The sequence below is a fragment of the Paraclostridium sordellii genome, from assembly GCF_000953675.1.
Taxonomy (GTDB): Bacteria; Bacillota; Clostridia; order Peptostreptococcales; family Peptostreptococcaceae; genus Paraclostridium; species Paraclostridium sordellii.
The window spans coordinates 271812-291556 of the sequence record NZ_LN679998.1; the positions used below are offsets into that span (position 1 = coordinate 271812).

The 19745-nt window shown below is 29.1% G+C and carries 20 protein-coding genes and 1 other RNA gene; 19 read left to right on the forward strand and 2 right to left on the reverse strand.

Annotated features, from left to right (window positions below; genetic code table 11):
* Positions 1-2 precede the first annotated feature (2 nt).
* The 11 genes from ATCC9714_RS01370 (at position 3) to ATCC9714_RS01420 (ending at position 12437) form a co-directional block, all read left to right on the forward strand.
* Entirely contained in the window at positions 3-1202 is a 1200-nt protein-coding gene (locus ATCC9714_RS01370) for a phosphoglycerate kinase (RefSeq protein ID WP_038294181.1), read from the forward strand.
* Between the two features lie 115 nt (positions 1203-1317).
* Entirely contained in the window at positions 1318-2064 is a 747-nt protein-coding gene (gene tpiA, locus ATCC9714_RS01375; RefSeq protein WP_055332680.1) for a triose-phosphate isomerase, read from the forward strand.
* Positions 2065-2075: 11 nt separating this feature from the next.
* Positions 2076-3605: a 2,3-bisphosphoglycerate-independent phosphoglycerate mutase gene (gene gpmI, locus ATCC9714_RS01380; RefSeq protein ID WP_054629622.1), complete on the forward strand. Its 1530-nt coding sequence runs from the start codon at positions 2076-2078 to the stop codon at positions 3603-3605.
* Positions 3606-3708: 103 nt separating this feature from the next.
* Entirely contained in the window at positions 3709-5001 is a 1293-nt protein-coding gene (eno, locus tag ATCC9714_RS01385; RefSeq protein ID WP_055340588.1) for a phosphopyruvate hydratase, read from the forward strand.
* Between the two features lie 229 nt (positions 5002-5230).
* The gene (gene secG / locus ATCC9714_RS01390; RefSeq protein ID WP_021126515.1) at positions 5231-5452 is read left to right on the forward strand and encodes a preprotein translocase subunit SecG; all 222 of its coding nucleotides are present in this window, start codon (positions 5231-5233) and stop codon (positions 5450-5452) included.
* Between the two features lie 203 nt (positions 5453-5655).
* Positions 5656-7803, forward strand: coding sequence for a ribonuclease R (rnr, locus tag ATCC9714_RS01395; protein WP_057545584.1), 2148 nt, complete (start codon positions 5656-5658; stop codon positions 7801-7803).
* Positions 7804-8249: 446 nt separating this feature from the next.
* Positions 8250-8705, forward strand: coding sequence for an SsrA-binding protein SmpB (smpB, locus tag ATCC9714_RS01400; RefSeq protein WP_057545585.1), 456 nt, complete (start codon positions 8250-8252; stop codon positions 8703-8705).
* Positions 8706-8824: 119 nt separating this feature from the next.
* Positions 8825-9174: a transfer-messenger RNA gene (gene ssrA / locus ATCC9714_RS01405) on the forward strand.
* A 140-nt stretch (positions 9175-9314) separates the two neighbouring features.
* The gene (locus ATCC9714_RS01410) at positions 9315-10415 is read left to right on the forward strand and encodes a type II toxin-antitoxin system RnlA family toxin (protein WP_057574370.1); all 1101 of its coding nucleotides are present in this window, start codon (positions 9315-9317) and stop codon (positions 10413-10415) included.
* 32 nt (positions 10416-10447) lie between these two features.
* Positions 10448-10828, forward strand: a complete 381-nt coding sequence (locus ATCC9714_RS01415) for a type II toxin-antitoxin system RnlB family antitoxin (RefSeq protein ID WP_057574369.1) — start codon at positions 10448-10450, stop codon at positions 10826-10828.
* Between the two features lie 313 nt (positions 10829-11141).
* Positions 11142-12437, forward strand: coding sequence for a hypothetical protein (locus ATCC9714_RS01420; protein WP_057574367.1), 1296 nt, complete (start codon positions 11142-11144; stop codon positions 12435-12437).
* A gap of 39 nt (positions 12438-12476) precedes the next feature.
* Here the strand turns inward: ATCC9714_RS01420 and ATCC9714_RS01425 are convergent, their stop codons facing one another.
* Positions 12477-13661 carry a tyrosine-type recombinase/integrase gene (locus ATCC9714_RS01425; protein ID WP_057574365.1) on the reverse strand — a complete coding sequence of 395 codons (1185 nt, stop codon included), beginning with the start codon at positions 13659-13661 and terminating at the stop codon, positions 12477-12479.
* Between the two features lie 480 nt (positions 13662-14141).
* A complete protein-coding gene (locus ATCC9714_RS01430) occupies positions 14142-14741 on the reverse strand; it encodes a helix-turn-helix domain-containing protein (RefSeq protein ID WP_057574363.1) in 600 nt (199 codons plus the stop codon).
* Between the two features lie 141 nt (positions 14742-14882).
* On the opposite strand from ATCC9714_RS01430, the gene ATCC9714_RS01435 reads away from it, so the two are divergent.
* The 8 genes from ATCC9714_RS01435 (at position 14883) to ATCC9714_RS01470 (ending at position 19585) form a co-directional block, all read left to right on the forward strand.
* Complete coding sequence (locus ATCC9714_RS01435; protein WP_021126504.1) at positions 14883-15110, forward strand: helix-turn-helix domain-containing protein; 228 nt, start codon at positions 14883-14885, stop codon at positions 15108-15110.
* Positions 15103-15417, forward strand: a complete 315-nt coding sequence (locus ATCC9714_RS01440) for a helix-turn-helix domain-containing protein (protein ID WP_021126503.1) — start codon at positions 15103-15105, stop codon at positions 15415-15417. The genes ATCC9714_RS01435 and ATCC9714_RS01440 overlap by 8 nt, the downstream gene beginning before the upstream one ends.
* A gap of 14 nt (positions 15418-15431) precedes the next feature.
* A complete protein-coding gene (locus ATCC9714_RS01445; protein WP_057574361.1) occupies positions 15432-16193 on the forward strand; it encodes a helix-turn-helix domain-containing protein in 762 nt (253 codons plus the stop codon).
* On the forward strand, positions 16186-17499 hold the full coding sequence (locus ATCC9714_RS01450) for a replicative DNA helicase (RefSeq protein ID WP_057574359.1): 1314 nt from the start codon (positions 16186-16188) through the stop codon (positions 17497-17499). The genes ATCC9714_RS01445 and ATCC9714_RS01450 overlap by 8 nt, the downstream gene beginning before the upstream one ends.
* A gap of 29 nt (positions 17500-17528) precedes the next feature.
* Complete coding sequence (locus ATCC9714_RS01455; protein WP_021126498.1) at positions 17529-17837, forward strand: hypothetical protein; 309 nt, start codon at positions 17529-17531, stop codon at positions 17835-17837.
* Positions 17838-18184: 347 nt separating this feature from the next.
* The gene (locus ATCC9714_RS01460) at positions 18185-18673 is read left to right on the forward strand and encodes a hypothetical protein (protein ID WP_057574357.1); all 489 of its coding nucleotides are present in this window, start codon (positions 18185-18187) and stop codon (positions 18671-18673) included.
* Between the two features lie 130 nt (positions 18674-18803).
* Positions 18804-19409 (forward strand): hypothetical protein, encoded by a 606-nt coding sequence (locus tag ATCC9714_RS01465; protein WP_057574355.1) that lies wholly within the window; start codon positions 18804-18806, stop codon positions 19407-19409.
* Positions 19410-19441: 32 nt separating this feature from the next.
* Positions 19442-19585, forward strand: a complete 144-nt coding sequence (locus ATCC9714_RS01470; protein WP_155485747.1) for a hypothetical protein — start codon at positions 19442-19444, stop codon at positions 19583-19585.
* The last annotated feature ends 160 nt before the right edge of the window (positions 19586-19745 follow it).

The window sequence follows — 19745 nt, forward strand, 5'->3', positions numbered from 1 at the left end:
CCATGTCAATGCTTAATAAAAAGACAATAGAAGATATAAATGTGTGTGGTAAAAGAGTTTTAGTTAGATGTGACTTTAACGTACCTTTAAAAGATGGGGTTATAACTGATGAAAACAGATTAAACGGAGCAATGCCTACTATAAAGTACTTAGTAGATAAAGGAGCAAAAGTAATACTTTGCTCACACTTAGGAAAGCCAAAAGGTGAAGCTAAGCCAGAGTTATCTTTAGCACCTGTAGCTAAAAGATTATCTGAAATGTTAGGTAAGGAAGTTGTTTTTGCAGCTGACGAAAACGTTGTAGGAGAAAATGCAAAGGCTGCTGTAGCTAAGATGGAAAACGGAGATGTAGTATTACTTGAAAATACTAGATATAGAAAAGAAGAGACTAAAAACGAAGAAAACTTTTCTAAAGAGTTAGCTTCTCTAGCTGAAATATTCGTAAATGATGCATTCGGGACTGCTCATAGAGCTCACTGTTCAACAGTTGGAGCTGGAGAATTTTTAGCTGAAAGAGCTTGTGGATACTTAATTCAAAAAGAGTTAAAATTCTTAGGAGAAGCAGTAGCTAATCCTGTAAGACCTTTCACTGCTATATTAGGAGGAGCTAAAGTTTCTGATAAGATAGCTGTTATAAATGAATTATTAGAAAAAGTAGATAACCTAATAATAGGTGGGGGAATGGCTTATACATTCTTAAAAGCTCAAGGTTATGAAATAGGAACTTCTTTAGTAGAAGAAGACAAAGTTGAATACGCTAAAGAAATGATGGAAAAAGCAAAAGCTAAAGGGGTTAAATTATTATTACCAATAGATAATGCTGTAGCTGATAAATTTGCAGATGTTAAGCCAGTTATAACTGAAGATGCAAATATACCATCAGGATATATGGGACTTGATATAGGACCTAAAACAATAGAAGAATATGTAAACACAGTAAATGCTTCTAAAACAATAGTATGGAATGGACCAATGGGAGTTTTCGAATTTGAAAACTTTGCAAATGGAACACTAGCTGTTGCTAAAGCTATGGCACAATTAACTGATGCTACAACTGTAATAGGTGGAGGAGACTCTGCTGCAGCTGTTAACCAATTAGGATTTGGAGATAAGATGACTCATGTTTCAACTGGTGGGGGAGCTTCTCTTGAATTCTTAGAAGGTAAAGAATTACCAGGTATAGTAGCATTAGATAACAAATAAAAAGATTTTATAGTTACCAATAATTTAAAATATATGCACTATGATAGTTAGAAAACTACCACAACTGTCATAGTGCGAAAAAAGTACTATGTTTATAGTAATGGAGGAAATAAAAATGAGAAAACCTATAATAGCAGGAAACTGGAAAATGCACAAAACTATAGCTGAAGCTGTAGAGTTTGTTGAAGAAATAAAAGGAAAAGTAAACAATACAGATGTGGAAGCGGTTATATGTGCTCCTTTTACTTTATTAAAAGATTTAAAAGAAGCTACAAAAGGAACTGATATAAAAATAGGTGCTCAAAATATGCACTATGCAGATAATGGAGCATTCACAGGAGAAGTATCTGCGCCTATGTTAAATGAATTAAATATAGATTACGTAGTGCTTGGACACTCTGAAAGAAGACAATACTTTAATGAAACTAATGAAACAGTAAATAAAAAAGTATTAAAAGCTTTAGAAGCTGGAATAGATCCAATATTATGTATAGGTGAAACTTTAGAAGAAAGAGAAGCAGATAAAACTAAAGATAAATGTAGATTACAAGTTGAAAAAGCTTTAGAAAATGTATCTAAAGATGATATGAAAAAAGTTGTTATAGCATATGAGCCAATATGGGCTATAGGAACTGGAAAAACTGCAACTGCAGAACAAGCTAACGATGTAATAGCATATGTTAGAGAAGTAGTTAAAGGATTATACGGAGAAGAAATTTCAGAAGAAGTAAGAATACAATATGGTGGAAGTGTTAAGCCTAACAATGTATCTGAAATAATGAATCAGACTGATATAGATGGAGCTTTAGTTGGTGGAGCTAGTTTAAAACCTGCTGACTTTGTAGAACTTGTTAATTTCTAAGGAGTGAAAACATGAAAAAACCAGTAGCACTAATAATAATGGATGGTTTTGGGTGTAGTGATATAAAGATAGGAAACGCAGTAGCAAGTGCAAATACTCCTAATTTAGATAAACTACATGATAACTACCCTCATACTTTAATAAAAGCTAGTGGACTTGACGTAGGTCTTCCAGATGGACAAATGGGTAACTCAGAAGTAGGACACACTAACATCGGTGCAGGAAGAATAGTATATCAAGATTTAACTAGAGTTAGTAAAGCTATCAAAGATGGTGAATTATTTAAAAACGAAGTTTTACTAGAAGCTATGAAAAATGGAAAAGAACATTCACTTCATTTAATGGGATTATTATCTGATGGTGGAGTTCACTCACACATAGATCATTTAAAAGCCTTAATAAAAATGGCTAAAGAAAATGGTGTAGAAAATGTATATGTTCACGCATTCACAGATGGTAGAGACACTGAACCAAAAAGTGCTTTAACTTATATCGAAGATGTAGAAAACTACATGAAAGAAGTAGGTGTGGGTAAATTTGCATCAGTATCAGGTAGATACTATGCTATGGATAGAGATAAAAGATGGGAAAGAATACAATTAGCTTATGAAGCTATGGTAGATGGTAAAGGTGAAACTGCGACTTCTGCAAAAGAAGCGATAGAAAAAGCTTATGCCGATGGAAAAACTGATGAATTCGTAATGCCAACTGTAATTGTTGAAAATGACAAGCCAGTAGGACTTATAAAAGAAAATGACTCTATAATATTTGGAAACTTTAGACCAGATAGAGCAAGACAAATAACTAGAGCATTAGTATGTGATGAATTTGTTGGATTTGAAAGACCATGTATGAAAACTTACTTTGTTTGCTTAACTACATATGACATAACTATAAAAAATGTTCATGTAGCATTTAAACCACAAAGCTTAGTAAATACATTAGGAGAGTATTTAGCTAAAAATGGTAAAACTCAATTAAGAGCAGCTGAAACAGAAAAATACGCTCATGTTACTTTCTTCTTTAATGGTGGAGTAGAAGAACCAAATAAAGGTGAAGATAGATTGTTAGTTCCATCTCCAAAGGTTGCTACATATGACCTTCAACCAGAGATGAGTGCTGATGAATTAACTGATAAAATGTTAAAAGCTATAGATGAAGATAAATATGACTTTATAGTACTTAACTATGCTAACCCAGACATGGTAGGACATACTGGAGTTATAGAAGCAGCAGTTAAAGCTGTTGAAGAAGTAGATAAATGTGTTGGAAAAGTTACAGATAAAATATTAGAAAAGGGTGGAGTAGCTTTAATAACTGCAGACCATGGGAATGCAGAACTTATGCAAGACCCTGAAACTAAAACTACTGTAACTGCTCACTCAATTAATCCAGTACCATTTATGGTAGTAGGAGAAAATCTTAAATCAGCTAAACTTAGAAAAGATGGAAGATTATCTGATATAGCACCAACAGTTTTAGATATAATGGAACTTGAAAAACCAGAAGAAATGACTGGAACTTCAATAATAGAAAAATAATTTCAATATTGAAAAATTTACCAATAAATAACTGTATTTTACAAAATATATAATGTAATATAGAGATATACTTAAAACTTATAACTTGAAAGGAGACATAAATATGTCATTAATCGATTTAGTATACGCTAGAGAAGTATTAGATTCAAGAGGGAACCCAACTGTAGAGGTTGAAGTAGTATTAGAAAGTGGAGCAACAGGAAGAGCAATAGTTCCATCAGGAGCATCAACAGGAGCATTTGAAGCTGTTGAATTAAGAGATGGAGATAAAGATAGATTCTTAGGAAAAGGTGTTGAAAAAGCAGTTGATAATGTAAACGAAATAATAGCACCTGAATTAGAAGGTATGGATGCAACTGACCAACCTGGAATAGATGGATTATTAATAGAATTAGATGGAACTCCAAACAAAGGAAAATTAGGAGCAAACGCTATACTAGGTGTTTCTATGGCTGTAGCTAGAGCTGCTGCTGAAGAAGTTGGGCTACCTTTATTCCAATACTTAGGTGGAGTAAATGCTAAACAATTACCAGTTCCAATGATGAACATATTAAATGGTGGAGAGCATGCTGATAACAATGTAGACGTACAAGAGTTTATGATATTACCAGTAGGAGCTAAGTCTTTCAGAGAAGGATTAAGAATGGGTGCAGAAGTATTCCACTCTTTAAAGAAAGTTTTAGGTGAAAAAGGATTAGCTTGTGGTGTTGGTGACGAGGGAGGATTCGCTCCAAACTTAGATTCAAACAGAGCTGCTTTAGAATTAATAGTTGAAGCTATATCAAAAGCTGGATACGAGCCAGGACAAGACGTTATGTTAGGTCTTGACGTTGCTGCTACAGAAATGTACAACAAAGAAACTAAAAAATACGTTTTAGCTGGAGAAGGAAAAGAATTAACTTCAGAGCAAATGGTTGAATTATACGAAGACTGGGCTAACAACTTCCCAATAATAACTATAGAAGATGGATTAGATGAAGAAGACTGGGATGGATGGAAAGTATTAACTGAAAGATTAGGAAACAAATTACAATTAGTTGGAGACGACTTATTTGTTACTAATACTGAAAGATTAGAAAGAGGAATAGAAGCTGGTGTTGCTAACTCTATATTAGTAAAAGTTAACCAAATAGGAACTTTAACTGAAACTTTAGATGCTATAGAAATGGCAAAGAGAGCTGGATACACTGCAGTTATATCTCATAGATCAGGTGAAACTGAAGATACAACAATAGCTGACTTAGCAGTAGCAGTAAATGCTGGTCAAATAAAAACTGGTGCTCCATCAAGAACTGATAGAGTTGCTAAATACAACCAATTATTAAGAATAGAAGAAATGATAGGTGAGTCTGCTAGATACTGTGGATTAAAATCTTTCTACAACTTAAAGAAATAATCCCAAATAAATAAATGCTAAAAAGAGTCTTAGTTTACTAAGGCTCTTTTCAAATTTATAACAAAACAATTTAATCATAAAGTATAATGGGTATAATAACAATAGTATAAACATTGATTTTAAGTACAATAATATAAACAAGGTTGGCTTTATAACTTGAATGTAGCATGTTTATGTGCTACACTAAACTTATGTTATAATTAGAGATTATAAATGTAGGAGGATAAACATGGCTAATGTTTTAATGGGATTACAGATAGTTTTATCTATCATTTTAGTAGCTAGCATATTACCTCAAGATAGTAAAAGTGCTGTACCTACTGAGTTTGGTGGAGAAGGAACTCAAAGCTATTTTAAACCAAAAGGAAAAGAAGCATTTTTAGGAAGAGTAACTAAGATATCAGCAGTATTATTTTTCTTAAATGCACTAGCTTTAGTTATTATTAAATAATAGAAAATAGTTAAAAAATAAGATGACAATTACGAGATTCGTAATTGTTTTTTTATATAGAACAAAAATTTACTAAATAAACCAATTAATGATATAATTTAGAAATAGTTAATATCTGTGTAATTTAAATAAATAAAATGGGAAAAATATTTGATAAGCGCATAGAATAAATTAAACAATAATAAAAGTGAGGAGGAAACAGAATGGGTGAAGAATTAAAACAAAAATTGTTAGGACTGGTATCAGAAGCAGCCTACAATCCTCTAAAAAAAGAAGAGTTAGCAATAATATTTGATATACATCATACAGAAATGCCTATGTTTTACAATTTCTTAGATGAATTAGTAGAAGATGGGTATTTAATACTTACTAAAAAAGGTAAATATACATCTCCAAGTCATATGGGTCTTTTTGTAGGTAAGCTAGTGTCTCATAAGAAGGGATTTGGATTTGTAGAATCTGATGAAGAATATACTCAAGATTTATTTATACCAGCTGACAATCTAAATGGAGCTATGCATAACGATAGAGTTATTGCAGAAATAATAACACCAGCAACAGATGAAAAAAGAGCAGAGGGTAAAATAATAAAAGTAGTGGAAAGAGCTATAACTGATGTAGTAGGAACTTTCCAAGATAGTAAAAACTTTGGGTTTGTTGTACCTGATAATAAGAAATTTAATAAGGATATATTTATTCCAAAGAAATTTTTCAATGGTGCAAAAAGAAATGACAAGGTTGTTTGTAGAATAACAAAATGGCCAATGGAAGATAGAAAACCAGAAGGAAAAATAATAGAAGTTTTAGGGCAAAAAGGTGATAGATATGTTGAGATAGCATCTGTAATAAGAGAACATGGATTACCTGAAGAATTCCCTAAGAAGGTAGTAGATGAAGCTGAAAAAGTAGCTGTTGAAATACCACAAGAAGAAATAGATAGAAGATTAGATATAAGAGATATGAACATATTTACTATAGATGGTGAAGATGCTAAAGACTTAGACGACGCTGTTTCTATAGAAGTTTTAGATAATGGAAACTATAAATTAGGAGTTCATATAGCTGATGTTACTCATTATGTAAAAGAAAAAAGTAAGTTAGATAAAGAAGCTTTAAAAAGAGCTACTTCTGTGTACTTAGTTGATAAGGTTATACCTATGTTACCTAAGAATTTATCTAATGGAGTATGTAGTTTAAATCCATTTGAAGATAAACTTACTTTATCTGTATTTATGGAGATAGATAGTAAAGGAGAAGTTGTAAAGCACGATATAAAAGAAACTGTAATAAACTCTAAAGCTAGAATGACTTATACAGAGGTTTCTGATATTCTTGAAAAAGATGATGAAAAGCTTAAAACCACATTTGCTAAAGTAGTAGATGATTTTTACAATGCTGAGAAGTTAGCAAGAATATTAATGCAAAGAAGAGAAAAGCGTGGAGCTATAAATTTTGATTTCCCAGAAGCCAAGATAATCTTAAATGGTGATGGAGATGTTGTAGATATAACTCAATATGAAAGAAGAATATCTAATAAGATAATAGAAGAGTTTATGCTAGTTGCAAATGAAACTGTTGCAGAGCATTTCTTCTGGTTAAATATGCCTTTTGTTTATAGAGTTCATGAAACTCCAGCACATGAAAAGATAGAGACTTTAAATAAATTTATATCTACTTTTGGATATGTTATAAAAGGTGATTTAGAAAGTGTTCATCCTAAGGAATTACAAAAAATTATAGAAAGTATACATGGAACTACTGAGGAGAAAGCTATAAGTACTATTATGCTTCGTTCTTTAAAACAAGCTAGATATTCTCCAGAGTGTATAGGTCACTTTGGATTAGCAGCACAATATTATTCTCACTTTACTTCTCCAATAAGAAGATATCCAGATTTACAAATCCATAGAATTATAAAAGAATTCTTAAACGGAAAGATAAGTCAAAAAAGACAAGATCAATTAGCTCAAATAGTTGATTATGCTTCAACTCAATCTTCAGAAAGAGAAAGAGAAGCTGAACTTGCTGAAAGAGATGTCAAGGATATTTATAAAGCTAGATATATGGAAGATAAAGTTGGAGAAGAGTTTGTCGGTATTGTTTCTAGTGTAACTTCTTTTGGTATGTTTATAGAACTTGATAATACTGTTGAAGGTTTAGTTAGACTTGCTGATATGAATGATGATTATTATATATTTGATGAGAATAGTTTCACTATTTTAGGTGAAAGAACTAAGAAGATGTTTAGAATAGGTGATGTTGTTAGAATTAGAGTTGATAAAGTTAATGTTGACTTTAAAGAAATTGACTTTGCTTTATTAGGTAAAGTTGAAAAAGATATAAAAGAGTAAGCTAGTTTTTTTGCTGACGGGGTTTGAGTAGTTGTTTCCTTCACACAAAATTCGCTTCGCTAATGTCGCCAACGGCTTCGCCCGTTGCTCAAAGACATGAAGTACGCGGTCTTTAAGTTTTTCGTCAACAACTACTCAAACCCTCGCTTTTTGTAATCTAACTTTTGGGTAAAAGAGAATACAAAAAATAAATAATAGATATTAAAATTTAATGTTATTTTAAAATAATATTTAATTTATGTGTTGTTAAAGATTTTATTTGGGTATTAATTATTATAAGATGATAAATATTGATTATATGTAATATATATTGTGTTATTACATATAATATTATTAAATCTAGTTTATGCTTTGATTTGCTGGTATTTACTAAGTATTGACTATTATGGTTGTATATGGTATATTTTAAGGTAATTAATGAAGGATAAGGATAAGAGGTGATTTGTATGGCAGGTGTTAAGATTTTAGCTACTAATAGAAAAGCTAGACATGAGTATTTTATAGAAGAAACTTATGAATGCGGTATTGAATTAAAGGGTACTGAAGTTAAGTCTATTAGACAAGGTAAGCTTAACTTAGCAGATGGATATGCTTCTGTTGATAATTCAGAGGTATTTTTAAAACAAGTTCATATAAGTCCATACGAACAAGGTAATAGATTTAATGTTGATCCTCTTAGAGTGAGAAAGTTATTACTTCATAAGCATGAAATTAGAAAGCTTATAGGGGCTACTACTATTAAAGGTTATGCTTTAATTCCTTTAAGTGTTTATCTTAAAAAAGGTAAGGTTAAGGTAGAGCTTGCTTTAGCAAAAGGTAAGAAATTATATGACAAACGTCAAGATTTAGCTAAGAAAGATGCTAATAGACGTATTGAAAGAGAGTTATCTGGTAGATACTAGATAATATTCCAACTAGATAGTATTGCTTTTAGTTTTTAAAAGTTTTATTATATATATAACAACTTAATATTAATGGTGAAAAAAGTTTGCGAAAAGTCTCAAAGACTATAAACTACCACGGGGGCGTAATGGTTTCGACGTGGGTTTGGAACTTGAGGCTGCGTGTCGTGTTACTCTGGGTCACGTAAAAACTGGGGAACTTAAAATAAACGCAAACGATAATTACGCTTTAGCAGCATAATGACTGCTCGTCCCGCCTAAGCCCTCCTGCCGGCTGGGCCTGGACGTCATCTATGCAGGGAACTACTTTCTGGGTGTCTCGACTGGAAGTGGAATAATTGGGACTGGTCAAACACATAGCTTGCCACTGGGCGATGTGTGCGACGAGATTTAAATCAACTGGCTACACACGTAGATGCAGCGAGGAAAAGACTTGCGGACAGGGGTTCGACTCCCCTCGTCTCCACCAATTACATACAATTCATCGTTAAAATGATTGGAATTGCTTAATCTTAGGATGGAGTAATTCCTTTTTTTATTATAAAACAACACAATAATAACACAACTACAGAAGACAAATAGATCAAGGGAGTTTAAATGGGGGTAAATATGTCAAAAGAGTTTAAATCATTAAATATTAAATTTATAGATTTAGAGCAATTAATAAAAAAGTATTGTATTGAAAATTATGGAGATAAATATGATATAGGAAATTTAGAGCAAAATAAAAAAAATCCTATTCAATATTCGATAAAAATAACAGCAGATTCAAAAATAGCTACATTAAATTTTTATAAAAATGGAGATGGAACTGTAACTATACAGTACAAAGTTGGAAAAAATCAAGAAATATCTAAGGCGATAGCTATATACATTAAATCTAATGGAATTAAAGATGATAGGAAAAGTGTATCTTTAAGCTTAGATGATATAAATGAAGAAAATTTTAATTTACTAATAGATTATATAGATGAATTAAATGTAAATGTTTTAGAAAGTGCTAGTATATCTTATGGACATAGATATAAGTTTAAGAGTGTAGAGTTTAATGATGAACTCACTCTAACGTATTATAATTGTAAAGAGAAAATATTGATACAAGGGAAGCCTCTCTATATATATTATGAAGTAATATCTTTCCTATCTGATTGCATGGGATTTGAAGATGTCATAAAGAGTCATTCACAAGCGTATAATGTAAGTTTAGAAGCTTCAGAAATAGCTGACGAAATGAAGGAACAACTAGAAGATAGTTATGCTTTTTTAGGAGAGACATTGAGAAAAGTATTAAGTCCGGCATTTGTATTAAAAAAATTAGATATAGAATTAGAAGATTACTCGTCATTTGCATATCCAGCTTTAAGAACGCTGGAGGGATATTTAAAGAAAATATTATTGAATAATGGCATAGAAATAAAAAAAGAGTTCAATATTTTTACTAGAGATAAAAACACAAAAGATTATTATTTAGATATAGAGAAGTGTAATTTTAATCACAATAAAACAATAACTTGTCCGATAACTAAATTAGCTGTAGGTGAGATTTATACTTATCTTAGTAAAAATAGACATCCTTTATTTCATACAAGCTATATAACTGATAGTACTACAATAATAGAAAATAGACAACATGCTGAAGTTATAATAAACGAAACTTTGGAACTTATAAAGAGAACTCATCATAGCATAAATATGAGCGTGTTATGTTAGATTTTAAATATACTTATTTTAGGAGGTGGATTATGGATAATTATAAAATAAAAGAAATTAACAATTGTAAATATAAATTAATAATATTTTCCACTGATTATATAAGTCCAATTGAAGATCTCGATGAAATAGAGGTTGATTTAAAATCTTACAACTATCTAGGATATATGATATTTGATTTACTATTGGTTAACGGAAATTCAGAGAATAGATTTATGGAAGTTTTTTTTGATGGAGAGAAATTTGATAGAGATAGTTTTAAAATTGCTAAAAAATTACCTATGGAGATAAACACTGTATCATCAGATTTCTACTTTGATAATTTAGCCATGGTAGAGAAGAGTAGATTATCTAATCCAATTAAATTTATGATAAAGAAAAAAAAGTTGCCTTTTAATAGGTTCTTAAACTAATAAACAAAGACTGGATAAGATTATATTCCAGTCTTTTATAATGTAAATATTTCATAAGTACTTGAGTTATTTAATATTTATCAAATAAAAACGTATGATAGTTTTTAAGATATAACCTATAAAAATAAATAATATTACTAAATGCATTGGGATTGCTATTTTTTTGACTTAGTAATTCCTTTATTATTATAGAAGTAATATAATAATAACATAACTATAAGAATTTTTATTTTAATAAAAAAATTAATGTTTCAATATTAATGTATTTTATAATAATATTATTTACATAAAAACTTCAAAGGAGATGGGAAATATGGCTTGTATTTGTTGTTTTTTTGATAATGAAAATCAAATAAATATTAAACAACAATCACTTACAGAGGAAAGATTTGAAGAAAAATTAAAAGAATATAAGAAGAATTATATTAAATTAGTAAAAGAATTAGTCAGTGTAAATGAATGCAATTGCAAAAAAACGATAGGCTCAGAATCTAATAATATATATTTAAAATTTTGTGATGATTTTTTGATTGATTTCCAATCTAATATAGAGTTGATAGAAATATTATTTGATGAAGTTATTGATATATATGAAGCAAATCTGTTAAAAGGTAGACGTTATGCTTATAATAAACTAGATGAGTTTGTCAGTAAGAGGTGTAGAGGTGGAAATATATCTAACTCATTAGACATTTCAACATTACTATTTAGGGGACGTCCAATAGGAAAATACGATAAGGGTAATATACATGAATATTATCATATACCATTTAATAAAAGAGAAATAGTTCCTAATCAAAGATTTAGTATATCCGGAAACCCAATGCTTTATTTAGCAAAATCATTACAAACTATTTCATCAGAGCTTAATGAAGATTATTCCAAAATTAACTATTCAGTGTATATGCCTAAATATAGTTATTTCTATAGAAATGGATTTTTTAATATATCAAATTATGTAGATAAAACATTAAATGAATGTATAGAACCCATTATAAATCAGGGAAGTATTATAGAATACGATAATGATCATTTTACATTTAGTAAGAACAATATATGTAGAATAATTTCAGAATCCATATTATATCAAATATTAACTTTTCCTAGGAGCAAGGTAGGTGTGTTTGTAGAAGAATATACATTGCCTCAATTACTTACAGATTATATTAAGTCAAAAGGTTATTTAGGAGTTATTTATCAATCATCAAAACCTACAAAAGATATTCCTAATAATTTGAAGTATATAAATTTAGATTATAATTACTGTTTCTTTGTACCATACAGTAAAGCAAATTATAATGATGAATTATTAAATAAATTTTATACTGCATGCATAGGAGAAAATGAAAAAATAGATAGTATTCAGGATTTGGAAAATTCTTTAGATAAGTATGACATAAAATTAAATAGATTGAAAGAAAGTGGATTTAATTGTAATGATTATGTAATGTATAAATTATGTATTGAAGATCATAAAAAGTATATAACTATGTTACCTATGTATGAACAAAGTGCATATGACTCTATAAAGAATATAGAAATAACACTATTAAATAAGTTAGTTAAATTAATAATAAGAGACATTGAAAGTATTGAACAGGGTAAGTAGAATATAGAAAAAGAGGTGCTTAAATTTTATAAGTACCTCTTACAATGCAAATATATCGTTTAGTTTTTCAACAGCTTCTAATTTAGTATCTTCCATAACATGTGTGTATATATCCATAGTAATACTAATATCATAATGGCCCATAAGTACTTGAACAGTCTTAGGGGGGACATTAGCTTCAAATAATCTAGTAGCATAAGTATGTCTTAGACCATGGAATTTTAAAGGTTCAATACCTAATTTAGTTAATATACTTTTTAAGTTACGATTAGGCCTCTTATCATCTATCGGATAACCTAATTTATCACAGAATACATAATCATTATTAGAATATAGCTCGCCAATTTGTAATTTATTTTTAGATTGTTGGATCTTATACTCCTTAAGCTTGATTAGTATATTTTTAGGTATAGGAATAGTTCTTATTGAATTCTTAGTTTTTGGTAGTTGCTCAATAACTTTAGATGATCTATTATCGTTTCTATCTATTTCAGTAACCCTTTGTAAGGTCCTATTAACAGTTAGAGTACCAGTATTAAAATCTATATCACTCCATTTTAAACCTAATATTTCTCCTAGCCTTAAACCAGTACTAAGAGCAGTTAAGAATAACATTTCTAATTCATGGCCAACTAAAGCATCTATGAAACTCTTTTGTTGTTCTGGAGTTAGCACTTTTATTTCTCTCGTAGTATTATCTTTAGGTAATGTAACCAGCTTGCAATAATTCTTCTGTATATATCCTTGTTTTTCAGCTTCGGACAAGCAAGGTTTAAGCCTAGTGTTTAAGCTTTTAATGGTAGATGTAGGCTTTTTATTATTGTCCATTAAGTCATTATAATACTTTTGTAAATGAGTAGCTCTCAAGTCTTTTAATTTAAGCCTTCCTAATTGAGTATCTTTTATATAATTTCTATATATACCTTCATATTTTTCAAATGACTTAGGTTTTAAATCTTTTATTCTATAATCAAATAGCCAAGTATAATACCATTGTTCTAAAGTTAATTTATCATCATTAGGTAAAGCTCCTAGACTAAGTTGTTTTTTATATTCTTCTAACTTTTCTTTAACTTCTTTTTGAGTCTTACCGTAGAATTGTTTTCTAATAAGCTTACCATTTTCATCTCTACCAACAGATATAGAAGCTCTCCAACCTTTATTAACTCCGTTTACTATGTATTTGTTAATAGATCCTTCACCATTAGCTCTTTTATTAGCCATAAAGTAAGCTCCTTTCTAATATTTTAAGTAGTGGTATATTTAATAAAAGGAAAATTAAAATTACACTACATATTTATATTTAAAGTTGAGATATCGATAACAGTACCAGTACAATTTTGTACTGGCTAAAAATTAAGTTGGTTAAATTTTATTAAGCCCTAAATCGGATTGAGGGCTATCTTTCACATCTGAATTTGTAAGTTTTTTAACTTGAGTATTTTATCTACTCACTTCAGTTTAAACTTGTAATTTTGTGAATACAGAAATTTTACAGTAGTTAACTAGATCTCTTTTAAAATTTGTAAATCAAACTTTGGATAGTCAAAAATTAACTTAAGTACAAATCTGTACCCTATAAAATAATGGTCTACAAATATGGTAATAAAAAGAGTCGGAAATTTTTCCGAGACATTATATAAGAAACCCAATTATTAGTAATGGATTGTTGTAATATACAATGGTTATTAATCACCAAGTTTATTATTTATCTGTTAACTTTGTATCTTCATTTTTTGATTTATCTGAGTTTTGTATAAATGTTAGGTTATTCTCTATAGTACCGATAATTGATGATATCATTAGGGCAAAATAAGCCTCATCATTTAAAATATCAGTAAATGAATAGTTAAGTTCTTTTTGCATTACATCACTATTTAATAAATTACATATTTCTGTAGCCACATCTATATTAAAGTCTTTGATTCTATCGTTATTATATATACTTAAAATTAATTTTTCAAAATATCCTACATCCTCAATTTTTCTACTTAATATTTCATTCATTAATTCTTTATCACGAGATAATGCTCTTAATTTAAAATATGATTCATCTAACTTATCTTTATCAGACAAGTCTACTACAACTTTACTTTTATCATTATTAGTGTCTTCGGATAAAAGATCAGTTATGCTAACATCTAAAGCATTAGCTATTTTATTTAATATATCTACATTAGGAGTTCTTTCTCCTCTTTCATAATTACCAATTGCAACTCTAGAAACATCGGATAATTCAGCTAGTTCACTTTGCTTTAATCCCTTTAAATTTCTAATTTTTTTTATATTATTTCCGATTGACATTGTTATCACCTCACTATAGATATTATAACATAAATGATAACAAACGAAACATAATATTAGAAAACATATTGACTAAGATAACAAATGAGGAGTATAATAACGACTAAGATAACAAATGAAGCACAAAGGAGTGGAAATCATATGTATTACAAACTAAATTTAAAAGCTTTAAACCTATTTATGATAAAGAAAGGATACTCAATTAATAAATTAGCTAAAGAAGCTGGTATAGGAAAAGCTACTGTATCAAGAGCATTAAGAGAAGTAACAGTGTCAAGACAAAGTACAATATATAAAATGGCAAAAGCTTTGGATACAGAGGTTGAAGAATTACTTGTTGAAGCAGAGGAGGGTGTAGAACATGAGTAGTAATACAAATAACTTGGAAATACTAAAGACTCTACAAAGCACTTTAACGATATTAGTAAATCAGCAAGAGGAACAGAGAGCTAAAGAGCAGGGATATAGAGAGATAATGAAATATAAGAGAGATAAGGCTGAGTTAATGACTGCTAAAGAAGCAGCTAAAGAATATCCTATTGGTGAAGCTAAGTTTAGAGAACTATGCAGAAGTACTTCGTTAGGTTTTCCAAGCATTCAAATAGGGTCTAGACATTACATAATAAAAGATAAGTTAGATGACTGGCTAAGAAACAACATCGGTCGTTGCTTGTAAGTAGGTGAGGTGATTTGAAGGGAATTAATAAATATGACTCAATGTCTAAAACATATGAAGATCAATATCTTACAAAAAATGAAAAGTTAATATATGTGTATTTGATTTTGCTACACAATAATAGCAAAGGATTTGCATATCCAAGCTATGTATCTTTGAAAAGAGCTTTATCAACTACAAGGGATGATACTGTATCAAAAATAGTTAAATCATTAGAAGAAAAAAGATATATAAAAAGAGATTTATCGCCAGGAAGAAATACAAAATATTATTTATTAAAAAATATTAAAAGTACTACGAAAAGCGAAGGTACTACGGAAAGTGAAGGTACTGCGAAAAACGAAGGTACTACTACTACGAAAAACGAAGGTACACCCCTACGAAAAGTGAAGGACAATAGTATTAATAATAAACTTAATAATAGTATTAATATAGATAATAATAAAAAATCATCTAAAAAAATTAATAAAAAATATATAGATTTATCACAAATGGAGATTGAATATATAAAACTAACACAAGAGGAATATGACAAGCTGGTTGAAAAATATACAGAGTCATTAGTTAAAAAGAAGCTTATAGACATGGAAGCTTATGAGGCTAATAGGAAAAAGAAATATTTAGACCATTATAAAGCTTTATGCAGTTGGTTGAATAAAGAGAAACCAAAGGAGCAACAAAGCAAAGAAAAATCAAAAACAACAGTAAATAGAAATGTAAAAGCTGATAGTGTAGAAGATGCAATAAAACTTATAAGAGGTGAGGTTGATGAATGATAATAGGGTATCTAGTTTGATTAATGTAGAAGCTGAGAGAATAGTTGTAGGAACTTTAATGACTGAATTATCAACTCATAAAAAAATAGAGAATATACAACCAAGTATGTTCTCTGAAAAAATAAGTAAATCAATATTCAAGGTTATAGCATATTTAATCAATAATGATAAACCAGTTGATATTCCTAATATAGACTCAGTATTAAAATCTAGAGGAATTAATATATCTGTATCAAGCTTAACAAACTTAGCTTTATATAGTAATTTATATAGTTTCTATGGAAGTATTGAGATCATAAGAGAACTATATTTAAAAAGGTACATGTATGAGAAAGCTAATAGATTGGTAAATGGGATTTTAGAAGGAAACAATATAGACAAGCTGATGTATGAGTTTGAAGAAGACACAAAGGCTATGAGCAATAACGATAATTATGATGACAGTATACAAGCAATAACAGAAAGGCTATTTGATAGGTTAAATAGTCCAAAAGCAGAAGGTGTAAAGTTTAATATTCCTGTACTAGATAGGGTTATAGGAGGATTATATCCAACAGAGTTAACTACTATAGGGGCTAAGAGTGGAGTTGGTAAAACAGCAATGGCTTTATATATAGCCAATGGTGTGCTTAAACAAAATAAGAAAGTTTTAATTATAACTAGAGAAATGACCGATGAACATATTCTACAAAGACTCATAACTCAAAGAACGGCTATATCTTCTAAGGTAATGAAAAATAAAGATTTAAGCGAGATTGAATGGAAGACTATAGTTAGGATATTGAGTGAATTTAATAATTATAACTTGAACATCAACGACAAAATATCTAAGCCAGGAGAAATTAGAAGAAGGATAAAAGAGTTAAAACCTGATTTAGTGATAATTGATTACCTACAATTGCTTACAAGTGAAGAGAATACTAACAATAGGGAAAGAGAAGTTGCGTCACTAAGTAGAGCTATAAAGGATATGGCACAGGGTTTTAAAATACCTATAATTCAATTAACGCAACTAAATGATAGTTTCACTGGTAGACCATTTGGGGAATCACCAGTAAGGGAATCTAAGGCAATATATCAAGATTCCAATAATGTTATATATATCCATAAGCCTACTAATAAAAAAGATATGGAGGAATTTACAGAGGAAGAGAACTTGATTAAAACATTACTAGAGTTAAATATAGGTGATGGACCAACTAAGGCTATAGAGGTAATTATAAGTAAGTGTAGGGATGGAGGAACTGCTATTGAAAAAATGTGGTATGAAGGAACTACACTAAGTTATAAAACTTGGAATGTATAAAATAAATTTTCAATATTAGGAGGAGTATCATGAATGTAAAATTAGCAATATCAAAATTAAGTAAAATTGATGAAGTTGAAATTGTTGTAAGTGCAAGATTTAATAAAAATTATTTAGGTGATAAAGCAAAACTAAAAAGCATTACGATAAGTGATGATTCAATTATTGAAGTATTAGGAGAATGTGGATTGAAAATATACATACCTTTGTATGATCTTAAAGAAATTTTAGATTATTCAACATCAATAACTTTTTTAACAAGTAACATACAGATACTATTTAGATGGAAGTTACCTATAGAACCTAATGAGGGACAAGGAGAGCTATCTAGAATATAGATTAGAGTAAATATATGCTTAAAGCTGAAATAATGGTTATATTTGAAGTTTAAAGGGTGTTAAAAATGAGTAAGTTGAAATTAAAAAATAACATAAAAAAAGATACCGAGTCAAAAGACACGATACCTACCGACATAGTTATTGTAGATCTTTTGACTTGATAAGTCAAGTTGGAGGAATTGAATATATGAGAATGAGAGTATGGAAAGAATTAAATTACAAAGAGAAGCAAAAATTATTTGAACTTTTAAAACTAAGATATAGTGTTCTAGTTGGATAGAGAGATAACAATGAAATCTATAAATATAAAAGACTAAAAAATACATATCAAAGGGAGAACTTAAAGTATGAATATAAAATATTTACAAGTTGAAGATATAAAGAAACAAGTAGATAAATACATAGGGGAAAACAAAAAGTTAATAGTTACTAAAGGATTAAGAATAAAAGGAAAAAAGATTTTTAAATTAGATATTTTAAAAGAATTAAGAATTGAAGAAACAGATATAATTATCAAATTTGAAAGTGGTATAGAAACAGTTGTAACTATTGATGGAACGACGTTTATATATGAACAAAATAGTAGGTTAAAAATTGTAAATCAAAATATTTATATATCTATAAATCCTAGAGAGTGTATTAAATATGTAAATTTAGAAAAAGAACTACTAGAAAGATCTATTAGTATAGAAGAACTAGCTTTTTGTATTAATGTAGATGAGGAATATATTTTAAAAGTATTAAATAATGAAGTTGATATAAATGTGGAGGCAGCTTATAAGATAAGAGATACATATTTTAGAGATTTAACATTAAATTATCTATATGCATGCTAAAAAATATAGTGTGAAAATAAAGAAATATTAAATATAAAAAATACACTACAAGTAGTAGATAAAGATAAATGTAGTGTCAATTCTAATACAGGTATGTCCCAAAATAAGCACTACAAAATGAGGTGAGGTTGTGTTTTGTAAAATAAGAAAAGGTAAAGAATTTTATAGTATTTACATATGTGAAAGATATAGAAAAGATGGGAAAGTAGTGTCAAAAGATAAGAAGATTGTTAGGTTTGGTTGGCACTCGCTTTATGAAGATGACGAAGAATATACAGGATTAAAAGAAAATCTTCCAAGTACCTTATATAGATTTTTAAATAAATTTATAAGGGGATATAGCATAGATGTATGGGATGATGTAGAGAGGAAGCTTATTGAAGCTAAAAAAGAATATTATCCTATATACAAAGAAATGGCTATAAAGTGGAACGCTGAGTATGAAGAGAAAAAGGCTATTGAAGAGAAGGAAAATCTTTTAGAGTATGAAAAATTTAAAAATAAGTACAAGATTCTGCATCATCAAGAGTTGTCAGCTAAGTACCAAGAGGGATATTTAAATGGTCAATTATCAAGTATGAATTTTAGTAGTGTAAATAATTTAGATATAGATAATCAAGAAAAGACACTACTTAAAGAAGCCTTTAAGTTATTATCTAGGAAGTATCATCCAGATGTTGGGGGTGATACTGATACAATGGCTAAAATAAATAATTTGAAAGAGAAGATATTGTAAGTAAATAAATATGAAAGGAACTAAATAATTATATGGCTAAGATCACAATAAGTTATGATACAGATAAAGAAAAACAAGAGATTTTAGAGGTTATATCTAAGAGGCTTAAAATAAAAAAAATTAGTAAAGAATATGATAGTAAAAAGCATAAAAAGATTTATGTATTTACATATTAAAATAGTTGCACATTTGATTTAAAATAAGGTAAATGATATAATAAATAAAAAAATAATAACAAGTACCACGCTATTAAAGCGTAAGGCATGAATATAGCCACGGGAAACAATAAACCAGTATTTATTATTGGTGTTGTTACCGTGGTTTTTTATTGCTTAT

Coding starts and splice junctions, on each gene's coding strand:
- ATCC9714_RS01435 (WP_021126504.1), top strand. CDS start 14,883: ATGTATTACAAACTAAATTTAAAAGCTTTAAACCTATTTATGATAAAG.
- ATCC9714_RS01425 (WP_057574365.1), bottom strand. CDS start 13,661: ATGGCTAATAAAAGAGCTAATGGTGAAGGATCTATTAACAAATACATA.
- ATCC9714_RS01430 (WP_057574363.1), bottom strand. CDS start 14,741: ATGTCAATCGGAAATAATATAAAAAAAATTAGAAATTTAAAGGGATTA.
- ATCC9714_RS01455 (WP_021126498.1), top strand. CDS start 17,529: ATGAATGTAAAATTAGCAATATCAAAATTAAGTAAAATTGATGAAGTT.
- tpiA (WP_055332680.1), top strand. CDS start 1,318: ATGAGAAAACCTATAATAGCAGGAAACTGGAAAATGCACAAAACTATA.
- ATCC9714_RS01450 (WP_057574359.1), top strand. CDS start 16,186: ATGAATGATAATAGGGTATCTAGTTTGATTAATGTAGAAGCTGAGAGA.
- ATCC9714_RS01410 (WP_057574370.1), top strand. CDS start 9,315: ATGTCAAAAGAGTTTAAATCATTAAATATTAAATTTATAGATTTAGAG.
- rnr (WP_057545584.1), top strand. CDS start 5,656: ATGGGTGAAGAATTAAAACAAAAATTGTTAGGACTGGTATCAGAAGCA.
- ATCC9714_RS01370 (WP_038294181.1), top strand. CDS start 3: ATGTCAATGCTTAATAAAAAGACAATAGAAGATATAAATGTGTGTGGT.
- ATCC9714_RS01460 (WP_057574357.1), top strand. CDS start 18,185: ATGAATATAAAATATTTACAAGTTGAAGATATAAAGAAACAAGTAGAT.
- ATCC9714_RS01415 (WP_057574369.1), top strand. CDS start 10,448: ATGGATAATTATAAAATAAAAGAAATTAACAATTGTAAATATAAATTA.
- smpB (WP_057545585.1), top strand. CDS start 8,250: ATGGCAGGTGTTAAGATTTTAGCTACTAATAGAAAAGCTAGACATGAG.
- ATCC9714_RS01440 (WP_021126503.1), top strand. CDS start 15,103: ATGAGTAGTAATACAAATAACTTGGAAATACTAAAGACTCTACAAAGC.
- secG (WP_021126515.1), top strand. CDS start 5,231: ATGGCTAATGTTTTAATGGGATTACAGATAGTTTTATCTATCATTTTA.
- ATCC9714_RS01420 (WP_057574367.1), top strand. CDS start 11,142: ATGGCTTGTATTTGTTGTTTTTTTGATAATGAAAATCAAATAAATATT.
- eno (WP_055340588.1), top strand. CDS start 3,709: ATGTCATTAATCGATTTAGTATACGCTAGAGAAGTATTAGATTCAAGA.
- gpmI (WP_054629622.1), top strand. CDS start 2,076: ATGAAAAAACCAGTAGCACTAATAATAATGGATGGTTTTGGGTGTAGT.
- ATCC9714_RS01470 (WP_155485747.1), top strand. CDS start 19,442: ATGGCTAAGATCACAATAAGTTATGATACAGATAAAGAAAAACAAGAG.